This window comes from Hyalangium minutum, assembly GCF_000737315.1.
Classification (GTDB): Bacteria; Myxococcota; Myxococcia; order Myxococcales; family Myxococcaceae; genus Hyalangium; species Hyalangium minutum.
On record NZ_JMCB01000034.1, the window covers coordinates 60,048 to 75,666 of the forward strand.

At 69.0% G+C, this 15,619-nt stretch carries 10 protein-coding genes; 4 read left to right on the top strand and 6 right to left on the bottom strand.

The features are described 5' to 3' along the window. Positions 1 to 5 precede the first annotated feature (5 nt). The 4 genes from DB31_RS43605 to DB31_RS43620 form a co-directional block, all read right to left on the bottom strand. The gene (locus DB31_RS43605; protein ID WP_240487290.1) at positions 6 to 2,564 is read right to left on the bottom strand and encodes a TonB-dependent receptor plug domain-containing protein; all 2,559 of its coding nucleotides are present in this window, start codon (positions 2,562 to 2,564) and stop codon (positions 6 to 8) included. Between the two features lie 342 nt (positions 2,565 to 2,906). Continuing rightward, positions 2,907 to 3,803, bottom strand: coding sequence for a PhnD/SsuA/transferrin family substrate-binding protein (locus DB31_RS43610; protein WP_044199812.1), 897 nt, complete (start codon positions 3,801 to 3,803; stop codon positions 2,907 to 2,909). After that, the gene (locus tag DB31_RS43615) at positions 3,800 to 6,325 is read right to left on the bottom strand and encodes a tetratricopeptide repeat protein (protein ID WP_044199814.1); all 2,526 of its coding nucleotides are present in this window, start codon (positions 6,323 to 6,325) and stop codon (positions 3,800 to 3,802) included. The genes DB31_RS43610 and DB31_RS43615 overlap by 4 nt, the downstream gene beginning before the upstream one ends. Before the next feature lie 12 nt (positions 6,326 to 6,337). Continuing rightward, the gene (locus tag DB31_RS43620; RefSeq protein WP_075306514.1) at positions 6,338 to 8,122 is read right to left on the bottom strand and encodes a SpoIIE family protein phosphatase; all 1,785 of its coding nucleotides are present in this window, start codon (positions 8,120 to 8,122) and stop codon (positions 6,338 to 6,340) included. A 150-nt stretch (positions 8,123 to 8,272) separates the two neighbouring features. Between DB31_RS43620 and DB31_RS43625 the strand changes: the two genes are divergently transcribed. The 4 genes from DB31_RS43625 to DB31_RS43640 all read left to right on the top strand — a co-directional run bounded on the left by DB31_RS43625 (position 8,273) and on the right by DB31_RS43640 (position 12,217). Beyond that, on the top strand, positions 8,273 to 9,433 hold the full coding sequence (locus DB31_RS43625) for a metalloprotease (protein WP_044199820.1): 1,161 nt from the start codon (positions 8,273 to 8,275) through the stop codon (positions 9,431 to 9,433). 143 nt (positions 9,434 to 9,576) lie between these two features. Then, positions 9,577 to 10,590, top strand: coding sequence for a thiamine pyrophosphate-dependent dehydrogenase E1 component subunit alpha (locus tag DB31_RS43630; RefSeq protein ID WP_044199823.1), 1,014 nt, complete (start codon positions 9,577 to 9,579; stop codon positions 10,588 to 10,590). A 2-nt stretch (positions 10,591 to 10,592) separates the two neighbouring features. After that, the gene (locus DB31_RS43635) at positions 10,593 to 11,648 is read left to right on the top strand and encodes an alpha-ketoacid dehydrogenase subunit beta (protein ID WP_044199825.1); all 1,056 of its coding nucleotides are present in this window, start codon (positions 10,593 to 10,595) and stop codon (positions 11,646 to 11,648) included. Between the two features lie 83 nt (positions 11,649 to 11,731). Then, entirely contained in the window at positions 11,732 to 12,217 is a 486-nt protein-coding gene (locus DB31_RS43640) for a GNAT family N-acetyltransferase (RefSeq protein WP_044199828.1), read from the top strand. A 24-nt stretch (positions 12,218 to 12,241) separates the two neighbouring features. Here the strand turns inward: DB31_RS43640 and DB31_RS43645 are convergent, their stop codons facing one another. After that, positions 12,242 to 12,604 carry a TIGR02266 family protein gene (locus DB31_RS43645; RefSeq protein ID WP_083969246.1) on the bottom strand — a complete coding sequence of 121 codons (363 nt, stop codon included), beginning with the start codon at positions 12,602 to 12,604 and terminating at the stop codon, positions 12,242 to 12,244. A gap of 251 nt (positions 12,605 to 12,855) precedes the next feature. After that, the gene (locus tag DB31_RS43650; RefSeq protein ID WP_044199900.1) at positions 12,856 to 15,525 is read right to left on the bottom strand and encodes a phosphoenolpyruvate carboxylase; all 2,670 of its coding nucleotides are present in this window, start codon (positions 15,523 to 15,525) and stop codon (positions 12,856 to 12,858) included. Positions 15,526 to 15,619: the final 94 nt, after the last annotated feature.

Consider the following 15,619-nt stretch of genomic DNA (forward strand, 5'->3'; position numbering starts at 1 on the left):
GGGGCCTAGTAGCGGAGCTTGACTTCGCTGAAGACGCCGCGCGGCGGCGCCGGGAAGCCGTGAGACTCCTCGTACTTCGAGTCGAACAGGTTGGTGCCCAGCAGCGACACGGACACGCCCTCGTTGACGTTCACGCCCACGCGGGCGCTGGCGGTAACGTAGCCCGGCAGCTTCACGCGCTCCACCGAGCCCGTCTCCTCCACGATGAAGCCCGGGTCGAAGCGCGAGCCCACGTACAGGCCGTACAGCTCCACGAAGCCCACCTTGCCAATGTTGGTCCGGGCGCGAGCGTACAGGCGGTGCTGCGGCGCGTAGTCCAGCTGCGCGCTCTTCACGTCCTCGCCGTAAGGCACCGACTCCGCATCCAGGAACTGGTAGGCCACGTCGAACGAGGAGTTGATGGAGGGGATCTGCGCGGCCGCCTCGAGCTCCGCACCCACCACGCGCGCGTCGCCGATGTTCCGGAACTGCGAGGTGGAGCCGAACATCAGCGTCTGGTTGATGAAGTTCTGCGCGCGGTTGTAGAAGCCCGTGGCCGTCAGGCGCACCCGGCGCTGGAAGGGCCAGAAGTCCACCGCCAGCTCGTAGGTGTCCAGCGTCTCGGCGCGCAGGTCGGAGGCGCCGAGCAGCGTGGCCGCGTACATCTGCTGGTTGATGGCGAGCTCCGCCAGTGTGGGCGCGCGGAAGGCGCGGCCGTAGTTGGTGCGCAGCGTGAGATCATCCGTCGCGTGGAACACGATGGAGGCGCGGGGCGACAGCTGGCCCTTGTCCTCGCTCACGGCCCACACCTTCTCCGGGATCTGGTACCGGTCGTAGCGGGCGCCAGCGCTGAGCACCAGCTTGCTCATCGGACGGAACTCGGCATCCACGAAGCCGCCGATGATCGTCTCCTTCGTGTCGTCCAGGGTCAGCCCCGGCAGGATGTTCTGGTTGTTGACCAGGTCGTCCTTGATGTCGCCACCGAAGGTGACGTTGAACTTCTCCAGCGTGAGCAGGGCGCGCACCTCACCGCCGAAGCGGCGGCGCTTGCCGAGCGTGGGCTGCAGCTCCTCGGTGACCATGTTCTTCAGGTCGATCTTGCGGCGCTTGAAGAACGCGTAGCCCTGGCCAAACACGCGCACGTTGTCCGTCACCTGGGAGTCGAACTGGGCGGAGGCGTTCAGGTTCTCCACGTGCTCGTTGTCGTCCGGGGTGTAGTGGCAGCGGCCGCAGTTGCCCACGGTGGAGATCTGCTGGCCACCCGGGCGGCCGAGGTTGGCGTTGGTGTAGTCCGCGTCCAGCGAGAAGTTCTTCACCTTCACCTTGCCGCTCACCTGGTGGACCAGCGAGTCCTCGTTGGTGTCCACGCGGTTGACGCGCGCGTCGTTGAACAGCTGCGGGCCGTCCGAGGTGAAGCCGTAGTAGCTGGCCAGCGCCTCGACGGGGCCCATGCGGCCGGCCGCCGTGGACTGCACGCGGAAGGTGTTGTCCTGGCCCGCCAGGATGCGGCCGTCCACACCGAAGTCGCGGCCCTCCTGGATGAGGTCCGAGGGCTGGCGCTCGATGAGGTTGATCACGCCGCTGAAGGCGTTGGAGCCGTACAGCGCGGACCCAGGGCCACGGATGACTTCCACCTGCTTGAGGTTGGTCAGCGGGGTCGTCTCATCCGCGTAGAACTGGCCCGTCCAGGGATCCGTCAGCGGGCGGCCGTCCTTGAGCAGCAGCAGGCGGTTGGAGAGGTAGTTGGAGCCCAGGCCGCGCGCGCTCACCGCCACCTTGCGCATGGCGCCGCGGCGGCACTCGAGGCCAGGGAAGTACTGGATGGCCTCGCAGAGCGAGAAGGCGCCGGTGCCCTCCAGCTCCTCGGCGGGGATCCACGCCACCGTCAGCGGAACATCCTGCAGCTTCTGGTTGCGCTTACCTGCGGTGGTCACCACCGCCTCGCTCAGGAGCTGGTTCACCGCCGACTCGATGGAGTTCGGGCCAGAGGAGAGCGGATCATCCAGGCCCACGCCCGCCATGCTGGACGGGGGCGGGAGCGGACGGTTGCCCTCGGGACCAGCGAACGGCGCGGAGTTCGGGATGTTGGAGGGGGTGGACGTGGGGGCCGGAGCGGCCACGCCGCCCTGAGCAGGCAGCGCGGGCGAGCCCGACAGGGAGGACGGAGCGGGCGCGGACACCGAGGACGGAGTGGGCTCAGGAGCGGGCTCGGGCACCACCGGGCTGATGGAGTGGCTGCTGCTGGAGGAAGCGGGAGGCTCCTCCGGCGTCGGCGGGGTCACCGTCGGATCGTCCACGGGCGGCGCATCGAACGGAGATGGCGTGGACGTGGACGAGGGCGCCGTCGTGGGCGCCGCGGTGGCGGGCGTGTTCTTGCCCTTCTTCAGGCCCTTGCCAGCCTTGGCCTTGGCCTTGGCCTTGGCGTCTCCCGCGGCAGCCTTCGGCGGCTTGGCCGGAGCCTGCGCCTCGGCAGCACCCGACCCCAGCCCCACAGCGAGGCAGAGGGCGAGTGAGAGGCGCAGCAGGCCGCGCGTCTGGCGCTGCCCAGAGAGGACCATGGCCGCGACACGGCGCGACCAACTCATTCCAGTCGAGTGCATCATTCTCACGTCCGCTAGTGGAGAGCGTTGGAGCCCCCTCCAACCCAGAGTCTGGCTCAAACGCCCGAACTGTCAGATTCAAGTTACCCTACTGCATTGATGTGAGCCAAGTGCAGGACCAAACCTGCCCGGGAGCCGCATCCCCTACCCCCCCGCCGGACCAGATGACGCGGCGCGAGGAGGCCCCGCCGCGGGCCCACGCCGCGACCCCACCCTTTGGATTCCCCCTCCACCTCCACCTGATGGGTAGGGGGAACACTTGACTCATCCTACCTGAACGGGCGGATCACCGCCCGAGCCCTGCCCCTGCTCTGTCACGGTCCCATGTCAGTCGTCCGGCTGCTCGTCGGAGACGTCCATCGCCGTGGTGAAGTTGGGCAGCACCGGGTTGAGCTCGCCGGAGGTGACGAGCGCGTCCGTGTCCACCCGCAGTGTGGGCGAGTCGACGATGACGGGCTGGCGGCGCGGCGGGCCCTGCTGGACGAGCTTGCGGAAGTCCTCGAAGTCCTTGGACTGCATCTTCACGAAGGCGCTGAAGGGCGCCACGGCCCCCAACTTCGGCAGGCTCTCCTCCAGATCCTCACCGTGCAGCGTCACCAGCACCGCGCCGGGGACCTTGGCGCTGCGGTAGAGCACCTTGGCGTCCTTGGGCGCGTGCGACAGCGGGACGAGCGCGGCCTCGGCACCCTTGGCCTCGAGCATCTTCAGCGCGGACTCCACGTTGGGCACGGACACCAGCTTGAAGTGCTTCTGCGCGTCCAGGTCGCCCGCGAAGATGACGTTGGAGACGAACTTCGGATCCGAGGGCCCCGCACCCTTGGCGATCGCCAGCCGCTTGCCGGACAGATCCTTCACGGCGCCCTTACCGTAGGAGATGACGGCCCAGCGCTGCGCGGTGTCCCCCGAGAGCGCGGCGAACGCCACCGGGGTGGCCTTGGAGCCCAGCTGTACCGCGGCCCAGCCGTCCACCACGGCGAAGTCCAGGCTTCCGTCGGAAATGGCCTTGGAGAAGTCCTCGTAGCGGCCGAAGCTCTTGGCCGCCACGGTGTCCCCCAGCGAGGTGCCGAGCTGCGCCGCCAGCTTCTCGGCGAACTGGAAGCGCTCCTGGCCATCCGCCAGGCTGGTGGGCAGGAAGACGCCCAGGGTGGTCTTCTTCTGGGCCCACGCGGAGGGTGCAAAGGCACACACCAGCAGGAGCCCGATCAACAAGCGTGCGGTCTTCATGGCAGGGTCTCCGTGGCGGTGGCCTCGTTGGTGTTGGAGTCGGTGTCGGACGCGCCGCCCCTCAAGTCATAGAGAGATTCGAGGCGATCCTTCCACTCCTTCACGACGGCCATGCGCGGGCCACCACTCGAGGACAGGTAGCGCCGGTAGGACGCCACCGCGTCGGGGATGTCGTTGCGGCGCTCCTGGGCGTCGATGCCCAGGTTGAGCGTGGCCGTGGAGACGGAGGCCTCCAGCTTGCGCCACTCGGTCACGGCGGCAGCCATCTTGCCCTGGCGGTACGCCACGCAGGCCAGGTTGTGCTGGAGGGTGGCGTTGTCCGGCTCGGTGGCGAGCGCGGCCTTGAAGGACTTCTCCGCCAGCTTGAAGTTGCCCGCGGTGTACGCGCGCTCACCCTCGAGCCGGTTGAGCGAGTACGAGAGCGAGGCGATCCACTTGGCCTGCCAGGGCGAGGGCTTCTTGGAGGCCACGGCCAGCATCTTGCGCGCTTGGGGCACCTGCTCCTTGCGGTAGAGGAGATAGGCCTCGGTGAGCGCACGGGTGTTGGCCGCGGCCCAGCGGGGCGTCGGGGTGAACGCCTTCTTCAGCGCCGCCGTCGCGTCCCCAAAGCGCTTGTCCTCCGCGTACACCAGCGAGCGGGTGAAGGCGGCCAGCTTGGCCAGCTCCGGCTGCTTGGCCAGCGGGAACTTCTCCGCCAGCTCCACGTCCCGCTGCGCCGATGCGGCGTCGCCCCTCTCCAGGCTGTCCAGCGCGCGGCGCAACTGCAGCAGCGGCAGGTTGGCCTGCGCCAGCTCGCGGGCCGTCGTCGAGTTGACCTGCTGCGAGAGCCGCTCCACGGCCTCGTTCACCCGCCCCAGCTCCACCTCGGCGAGCGCGGCGCCCACGGACACGTCCTCCATCTCCGCGGGCTTCTCCGTCAGCTTTCCGGCCTGCTCGAAGGACTCGAGCGACTTCTGAGCGTCCCCAGCACCGTGGCGGGCGTAGCCCAGCAGCCAGTGCTCGCGCCAGGTGGCGCCCTGCAGCGTCACGCCCTGCTCCAGCACCATGCGCGCCCCGGCGAAGTCCCGCTTCTGCAGCAGCGCGGCGCCCAGGCGGCGGGCCATGGGAGCGCTGCGCTCCAGGTCAAACGCACGGCGCAGATCGCGCACGGCATCATCCAGCCGGTTCGTCTGCGCGCGGCCCTGAGCGCGGTGCGCCAGCGAGCGGGCCAGCCACCGGGTGGCCGTCGGGTTGCCCGGGGCCACGTTGAGCGCGTTGGTGTAGTCCTCGATGGCCTGGTCCCACTGGCCCGTGGCGAAGTGGTCCGCGCCCAGCAGGTTGTAGCCGAGCGGCTGCCGGGGGGCGAGCTCCACCACGCGCCGGTGCACCTCGACGGCGCGCTGGAAGTTGCCAGCGCGGCGGTTCACGGAGCCCAGCGAGGCCCAAAGTTCCAGGTTGTTGCCGCCGGCCTGCACCGCGGCCTCCAGGTAGCGGATGGCCTCCTCGTTGCGGCCCTGCGCCTGCAGCGCCTTGCCCACGGCGATCTGCGCGGGCACCAGGCCAGGGGCCAGCTGGAGCACCTTGCGGAACTCGGCCTCAGCCTCGGTGGACTTCTTCTGCGCCAGCCGCACGTCACCCAGCAGCAGGTGGGCCGCGGGGGTGCTGCCCAGCTTCACCAGGGCCACCGCCTGCGTCTCCGCGCCCTGCACATCGCCGGCGTTCAGCAGCATGCGCCCGAGGCGCTCCTTGGGCTCGGGGGCCTGGGGGAACTTGGTGACCAGGCCCTGCACCAGCGCCTGCGCCTCCTTGGGCTTGCCCTCCATCTCCAGCACGGCGGCCATGCCCATCTGCACCGAGGCCGACTCCGGCCGGCCCGTCTGCGCCTTCTGGAACGAGGCGCGCGCCGAGGCCGCGTCCTTGCGAATCAGGTGCGCCTTGCCGATGAGCTCATGGATCTGGAAGTCGTTGGCCGCCAGCTTCTCTGGGCGCTGCGCCAGGTAGCGCTGGAGCTTGGCGATGGCCAGGTCCCCTCGCTGCTCATAGAGGTAGTAGGTGCCCAGGTAGTAGCTGACGATGAGGTAGTCGGGCTTGTCCGAGGTGGACACCTGCTCCAGCAGCGGGATGGCCTCCGGGTAGCGGCGCAGCTTGAAGTACGCCACGGCCAGCGGGTAGGCCACGGCCAGCTCGGTGGGGTTGGCCGTCAGCACCGGCTGCAGCTTCTCCACCACGCGGGCGTGGTCCTGCAGCGTGTTGGCCACGGTGCCCAGCCCGGCGGCGGCCCCCAGGTTCGTGGGGTCCGTGGCGAGCGCCTGCTCATAGAGCTGGAGCGCCTTGCGGTACTTCTCCTCGGCGTCCTTCTTGTTGCCCGAGGTGACGGCGGCGCTGGCGGAGACCTGGGCGGCGTCCCCCTCCTGCACCATCCGCTGGGACTCCGTGAGCGGCGGCGGCCGGTACTGGGCCAGGGCCGGCGTGCCAACGAACGCGTTGGCAACAACGAGCGCCGCGACGAGGCGGCGCACTGCGGTTCGAGAGAGGCGTCTCATGGGGTTCAAGGGCTAGGAGGCAGGGCTGAACTCGGCGACGACGACGGTGATGTCATCGCGCTGGGGCTGGCCGGCGCTGAAGGCGCGCACGTCCGCGAGGATGGCATCGCGCAGACCCTCGGCCGACTGCTGGGAGTTGGCCTGCACGGTGGCGCTCAGGCGCTGGTTGCCGTAGAGCTTGCCGGCGGCATCGCGGGCCTCGGTGAGGCCGTCCGAGAACCAGACGACGATGTCACCGGGGCGCAGCTGCGCCTGGCGCGACGAGTACTGCGACGCCACCGAGGCGCCCAGCAGCGGGCCGCGCGCGGGCAGCGAGGCGAACTGGCCGGCCACACGGTTGTAGACGCAGGCCGCCGGGTGGCCACCGGCCGCGTAGTCGATGAAGCCCGTCTGCGTGTCGATGACCGCGAGCGCGCTGGACATCTGGTACTCGCCGCGGCCCAGGTGGGCCAGGGTGATGTTGAGCGCGCTGATGAGCACCTGGGAGTTGAGCTGATCCGGCTCGCGCATCGTCATGGCCGAGGCGAACCCGCTGGTCGCGCTCGTGGCCACCAGCGCCGTGGAGAGGCCGTGGCCCGTCACGTCGCCGATGCCAATGGCCACGCGCTGCTCATCCAGCGGCGCGCGGAACCACCAGTCACCACCGCACGCATCCGCCGTCACCACCACGCCAGCGATGCGCAGCGGGCCCACCTGCAGCGCCTCGCGGCCCGGAGACAGCGTCTCCTGAACCGTGCGCGCCAGCGACATCTCGCGCTCCAACTGCGCCTTGACGCGCACGTCCTCGAGCAGGACCTTGATGCGCTCGGCCATGTGGTTGAACACCACGCCCAGGGTGCGCACCTCACGGCCCGCGCCGGAGGCCTGCCCGGTGCTGCGCGCGTTGAGATCGCCCGCGGCCAGCTGCATCACCTTCCTCGTGAGCACGCCGAGCGGCCGGGTCACGCGGTGGCTCTGGATGGCCACCAGCACACTGGCAAACACCATGAAGCCGAGACCGAGGACCAGGGAGATGATCAGCGTCTTGCTCAGCGCCTCGCTCTTGCTGTCCACCAGCAGCTTGATCTGCTCCTCGAGGGCGGCCTGCGAGTAGCTGATGACGATGAGCCCGCTGCCCACCTGCGAGCCGTAGTCGAGCTTCTCCTGGAACTCGAACACAGGCTGGTTGTTGAAGAAGGCCGTGCCTGCGCCCTGGACCGCGGATCGTCCGTCGAAGGGCTTGGTGACCTGCTCATCGTTGGAGCTGCCCATCAACGTGCCGTTCGCGTCGTAGATCTGGACGCGGAGGATGTTCTTGTTGGACTTGACGATGGACTTCGTCACGTCCCGGAAGAATCCGTAGTCGTTGTCGCGCACCGCCGTGGTGGAGGTGACCGCCAGGGCCTGGCTCACGGTCTGACCGAGCTCCTGGGCCTGCGTCTGCACCTGCCGGGTGAACTGCTCGGCGGTCTCCTCGAACTGGTTGCGCGTGGAGATGAAGGACAGCGTGGCGATCATTCCCACGATGAGGATCACCAACAGGCCCGTGGACATCAGCAGGATCTGATCCAGCCGCATGCCCTTGATGGAGGCCACATCCGGCAGCTCGCCGGCCTCGAGCGGCGCGACGATGGTGCCCGTCATCTCTCCCGCGACCGGCGTCGCCATCGTGGTGCTGGTGAACTGGATGGATTGATGGGAGGAAGTCGGCTCGATCGGGTTGGCCCCGGTGAAGGTCCCTTCACGGGCAGCCGGAATCGAGGTCTGCGAGGCGTCTTCAGGTACAGCACTGAGGCGCGAGGTCGTCTTGTTAGCCAAGGGCACACCTGTCTACGGGGCCGCGTAGAAAACGCGGGCTGTCGGTAGAAGTGGCGGGACTGTAGCTTACTTCTGCGAGAGTGCGAGCCCCTGCCCCCCCTGCCTGCAGCCAGCCGCCACGCGGATTAGGATGAGTCTACCAGTTCCACCATGACCCTACGCTTCAGGGTGGTCGGCTTCCCCGTCCAGGTCCACCCGCTCTTCCTCCTCACCGCATTGGCCGCCGGTATCACCGGGTGGTGGACCCCTGGGCGCCTGGCGGTGTGGTGCGGTGTCGTCTTTCTCTCGGTGCTGATCCACGAGCTGGGCCACGCACTGGCGTTCCGGCGCTTCGGCCACGGCGCGAGCATCTCCCTGCACGGGCTGGGGGGGACGACCTCGAGCACAGGGGGCCGGACCCTCACCCACCGGCAGGATCTGTGGCTGTCGCTGGCCGGGCCCGGGGCGGGCTTCCTCCTGGGGGGCGCGGTGCTGGCGCTCCAGCGCTTCACGCCTGTGGGGCAGGCAGGCGGGCTCGTGGGCTACGCCGTGGGCGCGCTCCTCTGGGCGAACTTCGGCTGGGGCATCCTCAACTTGATGCCGATCCTTCCTTTGGATGGAGGCCACGCCCTGGCGGCAGTGATCCGTCACCGCGGCGGCAACCGCTACGAGTGGCTCATTCGCGGCATCTCGCTCGCAACAGCGGTGACGGGCCTGGTGCTCGCCATTGTCTGGAGAAATTACTGGCTGGGAGGCTTCGCGCTCGTGCTCGGCGTGCTGAACCTGGAGCCGTTCCTCCGGGCGTGGGTGGAGCGGGGCTACATGCGGAAGATCCGGCACGCCTCCCAGCGCCAGCGCCCCACCGTCGACTCGCACGAGGCCTCCGCCAGCATCGAAGGATTTCTCGCGCAGCTGCGTCCACGCCCGGGTACCTCGCGGCGCACGTCTGCGCCTCCGCCTCCGCCTCCGCCAGCGCCCCAGCGAGCCTCCCACCCCGAGCCGGAGCTCTCCGAACTCCCCCTCGGCTCCCAGTTCATGGGCGAGTGGCTGCTGGGCAACGGTCTGCCGGAGCTGGCCCTCCCGTCGCTGCGGACCGCCTTCGCCGAGGCGGCCACGTCGCAGACGGGCCATGCGCTCGCCACCGCGCTGCTGGAGGCGAAGCGCTACCCGGAGTTGAGCCAGCTGCTCGCCAGCCCGGGCGCGGCGCACCTGGGAGACGAGACCCTGCAGCTCATCGCCACTCGCGCCGAGGCCGCCGGACAGTCCGCGCTCGCCACCCGGGCCCGCGAGCTGCGTCAAGGCCGTACCTCGGCTCGCGCGCCGCGCGCATGACTGCGAGAAGACCGGCTGATTGCCGCACCGCGCCACGTGCGGGGCATTTCCAGACTGGCGGACATCTGCCGTCTTGGGAGGCTTGAGTCGACCCGGAGCGGTTGGGGTATAGGGGCCTCCCCACCTTTCTCAGGACCCCCCGCGTGTCACGACCCCGCTTGATCAACCGCGAAGACGCGTCCGCATCTCTTACGCTCGATCGCGAGCTGCTCGTCCGGATCCACGACTTGATGGTGAAGACGCGCGTGCTCGAGGAGCGCCTCATCCAGATGTACAAGCAGGGCCACGGCTATTTCTGGATCGGTGGCCCCGGCGAGGAGGCGTTCAACGTCCCACTCGGCCTGCTGATGAAGAAGGGCCAGGGCCTGGACTACGACTACCTGCACGCGCACTACCGCCAGTCCGGCACGCTGCTGGCCATGGGCGAGGAGCCCATCGGGGCGCTGCGGCAGATGAAGAACACGGCCTCGGATCCGTACTCGGGCGGCCGCAACTTCGCGGGCCACTTCTCCAAGAAGGAGTGGAACATCGCCCCGGTGTCCTCGCCCATCGAGGTGCAGTACTCCATCGCGCCGGGCACGGCCATGGCCCAGAAGCGCCACGGCGGCGACGGCATCACCATCGTCACCGGCGGTGACGCGGGCACGGCCGAGGGCGATTTCGCCTCGTGCCTGGTGTGGAGCAGCCGCCCCGCCAACCCGCTGCCCATCCTCATCATCGTCACCAACAACAAGTGGGGCATCTCCACCACGTCCGACGGGCAGCACGGCGAGACGCGCATCGCTGACCGGGCGCGGGCCTTCAACATCCGCAGCAAGACGATCAACGGCAACGATCCGATCGAGTCCTATCGCGAGATCAAGGAGGCGATGGACTACGTACGCACCGAGCGCAAGCCGTACATGATCGAGTCCCTGGTGTCCCGGCTGTACGGGCACTCGTCCGCCTCGGGCGCCAACTTCGTGACCAACGAGGTGGACTGCCTCAAGGAGTTCGAGGTGAAGCTGGAGAAGGAGGGCATCCTGACGCGCGAGCAGATGGACACCCTGCGCAACCGCTACACCGAGGAGCTGGCCGCCGCCGCCCGCCAGGTGCGCGACGAGCCGCTGCCGGGCCCCGAGACCATCTGGAACCACATCTACGCGGAGAAGAAGTAACCATGGCCAACATGGCACAGGCAGTCCGTATGGCCCTGCACTACGCCGAGGAGAACCTCGGTGTCATGGACATCTTCGGTGAGGACGTGGGCCCGCCGCTCGGTGGCGTCTTCACCGCCACGCAGGGTCTGAAGAACGCGTGGAACTCGCCGCTGGATGAGCGCGGCATCATCGGCACGGCGATTGGCCTCGCGATGGCGGGCCAGCGCCCCGTCGCGGAGATCCAGTTCGCCGACTACATCTACAACACCATCGATCTGCTGAAGATCGCGGGCAACACGCTCTGGTCGAGCAATGGCGACTGGAACCTGCCCATGGTGGTGAAGACGCCGGTGGGCAGCGGCATCCGCGGGTCCATCTACCACTCGCACTCGTTCGACGCGACGGCCACCCACATCCCGGGCTGGAAGATCGTCATCCCGTCCAACCCGCTGGACGCGTACGGGCTGATGCTCGCGGCCTGCCAGGACCTCAACCCCGTCATGTACCTGGAGCCCAAGGCGCTGCTGCGCGTGAAGGGCGAGGAGCGCATCCCCGGCGAGCCGGACGACGACAAGCAGCTGTCGAAGATGATCGACGCGCCGCTGGGAGACCGCTCGGCGTGGAAGGCGCAGTGGCCCGCGCTGCAGCCGTACGTGGTGCCCATCGGCCAGGGCAAGGTGGTGCGCCAGGGCGATCAGGTGACGGTGGTCAGCTACGGCCGCACCCTGCCCCTGTGCGCCAAGGCGGCCGACACCCTGCGCGAGCAGGGCGTGAGCGCCGAGGTCATCGACCTGCGCACGCTGTGGCCGTACGACTGGGAGCTGATCAAGGGCTCCATCGAGAAGACGGGCCGCGTGCTGTTCGTGAACGAGGACACCGAGGTGACGAACTTCGGAGAGCACCTGATGCGCCGCACCGTGGAGGAGCTCTTCTACAAGCTGCTGGCGCCCCCTCGGCTGCTGGCCGGCAAGTTCGTGCCCGGCATCGGCCTGGCCGACACCCTGGAGATGGCCTCCGTTCCCCAGCAGGCGGACATCACCGAGGCCATCCAGAAGCTGGCCTCCGAGCAGCCGTAGGCTCTCCCACATCGGTGTAAATCTTCGGGCCGCCGCTCCTAGGGTTGGAGGAGAGGCGGCCCTTTCGTTAGACTCCCTGGGCCGTGTCCAGCCCTATCGCCAAGAACTCGACGCCCTCGCCCACTCCCGCGACTCCCGCCGCGTTCCGGATCCGCAAAGCCCGCCGCGGAGATGTGGAGGCACTCTCCACGCTCCTGCGAGAGCTGGGCTACACGGAGGGCTCGGACACGCAGACGGTCCACTGGGTCACCAGCCATCCGGAGATCGAGATCTACGTGGCCTGCGATCTTCAGGACCGGCCCGTGGGCATGCTGAGCCTCTCGCACCGTCCGCAGCTGCGGCTGCGCGGACGCATTGCCACCGTGGACGAGCTGGTGGTGACGGAGCCGTGGCGGCGCCGAGGCGTGGGCCGAGCGCTGCTGCTGCACGCCATCGAGCGGGCGCGGGTGCTGAGTGTGAAGCGGCTGGAGCTGGCGGCCCGCCAGGACACGGGGACTGAAACGGGGCGCTTCTACGAGGCCTGCGGCTTCGTGGCGGACTGCATGGTGTTCCGCCACGCGGGCTCGTGAGCCCCAACGGCTGGGGCCCTCGAATCAGCGCTTGAGGCTGTCGATGACGCTCTGGAGCCGGGAGCGATCCTTCTCGCTGATGTCCGTGAAGCGAACGCCGATGGCCTCGGACTCATCCCGGACCCAGGCGATGACGCCCTGGAGCTGGAAGGCCTGGCCCTCGACGACCATGTCCATGCGGACGGGCGAGCCCACGTCGTAGGCGCGCCGGGTTCGCAGGCACAGCCCACCGGCCGAGACATTCAGTGAGTAGGCCCGCAGGGCCTTGGCGGCCTCCTGCGTGTCGTTGAAGTGCACCTCGAACCGGGCCGGGACCCGCTCTTCGGTCCGGCGGTTCGCGAGGTCATCTTGCCCCGTGGATCTCACATCAGCGGAGTTGCTGTTCATGATGACCTGGGACTCCCAAGAGCAGCTGCGAATCCAATGACAACCTGACCCTAGGGCCTGACTGGCCCGTGCCCATCCCCCGAGCGCAGTAAGTGTCGACTGTCTCCCGGCCCCTGTTCAAGAGGCCTGCTCCGCACACTTTCCCTCGGTGAACGCAGCCTTTCTCGATTGTCCGGAAGTTCCGAGCACCGGGGGAACTGCCCGGGTCCGCCTCTTTGGAATCTTTCACCGGCAGCGGGCCATTGCGGCGCTCAGCCGGTGTTGCGCATACCGGCGGCGATGCCGTTGAGAGTGAGGAGGAGCGGCCGGTCCACGTCCTGGTGGCCCTCGCGCTTGCGGCGGAGCAGCTCCACCTGGAGGAAGGACATGGGGTCCACGTAGGGGTTGCGCAGGGAGATGGAGCGCTGGAGCTGGGGGTTGTGGTCCAGCAACCGCTTCTCTCCGGTGAGGCGCTTCACCCAGCGCCGGGTGCGCGCGTGCTCGGCGCGAATGCGCTGCCAGAGCTCGCGCGTGGACTCGGGAGCCAGCGTCGCGTAGCGCGAGGCGATGGTGATGTCGCTCTTGGCCAGCACCATCGTCACGTTGTCGATGACCATGCGGAAGAATGGCCACTGGAGGTACATGCGCTTGAGCAGCACCAGTCCGTCCGGCTGGGCCGCGAAGGCCTCCAGCGCCGAGCCCACGCCGTACCACCCCGGAAGAATGGCGCGGTTCTGCGTCCACGCGAACACCCAGGGGATGGCACGCAGGGATTCCAGCCCTCCGGCCTTGCGCTTGCTCGGGCGCGAGCCGATGGGCAGCGCGGAGATCTCCTCCACCGGCGTGACGGCGGTGAAGAACTCGACGAAGCGAGAGTCCTCCCACACGAGGCTGCGGTACTCGCGCCGGCCTGTCTCCGCCAGCGTGTCGAAGGCCTCGCGGAAGACGGCCTCGTCCTCCGGCGCGGGCCGGGGCTGGGCATCCATCACGTGGAGCAGCACGCCGCCCAGCGCCAGCTCCAGTGTGCGGCGGGCCAGCTCGGGACGTGCGTACTTGTGGTCCAGCGCCTCGCCCTGCTCCGTCGCCTTGTAGCCACCCGCGAGGCTCCCTCTGGGCAGCGCGAGGATGGCCTGCTGGGCGGGACCGCCGCCCCGGGCCACGGACTCGCCGCGGCCGTGGAAGAGGCGCAGCGGGATGCCCTCCTCCTTCGCCACCTGGGTGAGCGCCACCTGGGCGCGGTGGAGCGCGGCGGCGGCGGCCAGCAGCCCCACCTCCTTACCCGAGTCGCTGTAGCCCACCATCACCTCCTGCACACCTCGGGCCTGCACATGGCGGCGGTAGGTGGGGTCTGCGAAGAGGGTCTTCAGCACCTTCGGCCCGTCATTCAGAGCGCCGAGCTGCTCGAACAACGGGACAATGTCCACGGTGGCGCAGCCGCGCTCCGCGTCCCACAGGCCCGCGTGGCGAGCACAGCGGAACGCCGCGAGCACATCCTCCGCGGTGCTGGCCATGGAGAGGATGAACGTGCGGCACGCCACCTCACCGGACTCCGCCTGGGCCTCGCGGACGCGATCCAACACTCCGAGCAGTCGGGCACCGCCCTCGGAGGGAGCTGGCCCTCCGGACAGCGAAGCATTGGCGCTGATGGCGTCCTCGGCAGGGACGCGGAACTCGAGCTCGGCCAGGTGGAAGCCCATGGAGTGGACGCGGTCCATCACGCGGCGCACCTGCCTCACGCCAGCACGCTGGGCTTTCACCTCATCGAGCGTGCGCTCGATGAGCTCCAGATCCTTCAAGAACGCGGCGGGCGAGCGGTAGGCCACGGGGGACATGGGCTCGGTGCGCCCTGCGCGTTGCCCCTCGACGTACCGGAGCGCGAGCTGGAGCCGGGCCTCCATGAAGCGCAGCTTGCGCCGCCACGGCTCGCCCGCGGTGCGTGGCCCCTGGCGTCGGGCCACTTCGGGCAGCTCCGCCCCATCCCGCTCAAGCGAGAGGCGCAGTTCCTCGGGCGTGGGGGCGTGCAGATCCGACTGGGACAGGGACACGCCGAGCGCCTCCACGTCGCGCAGCAGCATGCGCAGGCCGCGGGCGCGGTGGGCGCGCAGGGTGTCCTCAAGCACCTCAGGCGTCACGAGCGGGTTGCCGTCCATGTCCCCGCCTACCCACGAGTGCAACCGCACGGGCGTGGGAATGGGGCCGAGCGGCTCGCCATAGGCGCGCTCGAAGGCCCAGGAGATGATCTCCGGCAGGCGTGCGAGCTGGTCGGCGAGCACCTCCTCCACGTACCAGAGGACGTTCTTTACCTCGTCACCCACGGTGGGGCGCATGCGCCGCAGCTCGTCCGACTGCCAGAGGGCGGTGACCTCCTCGCGCACGGACTCGACGTTGTCGGCGAACTCCTGGGGCGTCAGCGAGCAGCGGTCCCGCTCTTCGAGCGCCCGCTGGATGCGGTAGAGCTTCTCCAGCAGCGTGCGCCGCGCGGCCTGGGTGGGGTGCGCGGTGAGCGTCAGGGTGAACTGGAGCGAGAGCAGGGTCTGACGCACGCGCTCCTTGGAGATGCCAGCGTCACGGAGCGTGAGGAAGGCGGCCTCGAGCGAGCCGCGCTGGGGCAGTGCCTGCGTGTCGCTGGCATGGGCGCGGAAGCGGCGGATGCGGTGGTGCTGCTCGGCGAGGTTGACGAGCTGGAAGTAGACGGAGAAGGCGCGAAGCACGGGTTCGGCCTGCTCCAGCGGGAGTTTCTTCAGGAGCGCGGTGAGCTCAGAGGCCGCGGACTGGCGGCCCTCCTTGGGGCCTCGGCGGCGCCGGATGGAGAGGTTGCGGACTTGCTCTTCGAGTTCGAAGAGCTCCTGCCCCTCCTGCTCAATGATGACCTCTCCGAGCAGGCGGCCCAGGACACGGACATCTCGGCGGAGTGCTCGGTCTGCGGAACGGGTACGTGCCATGACGCACTGCACCCTAGCGCCATCCCAGCGGGGACGGTCCAGAAAGCAGCGTTATCGCACAGCAACGGACATCCAGGCCTGCCCCATGGGGCCT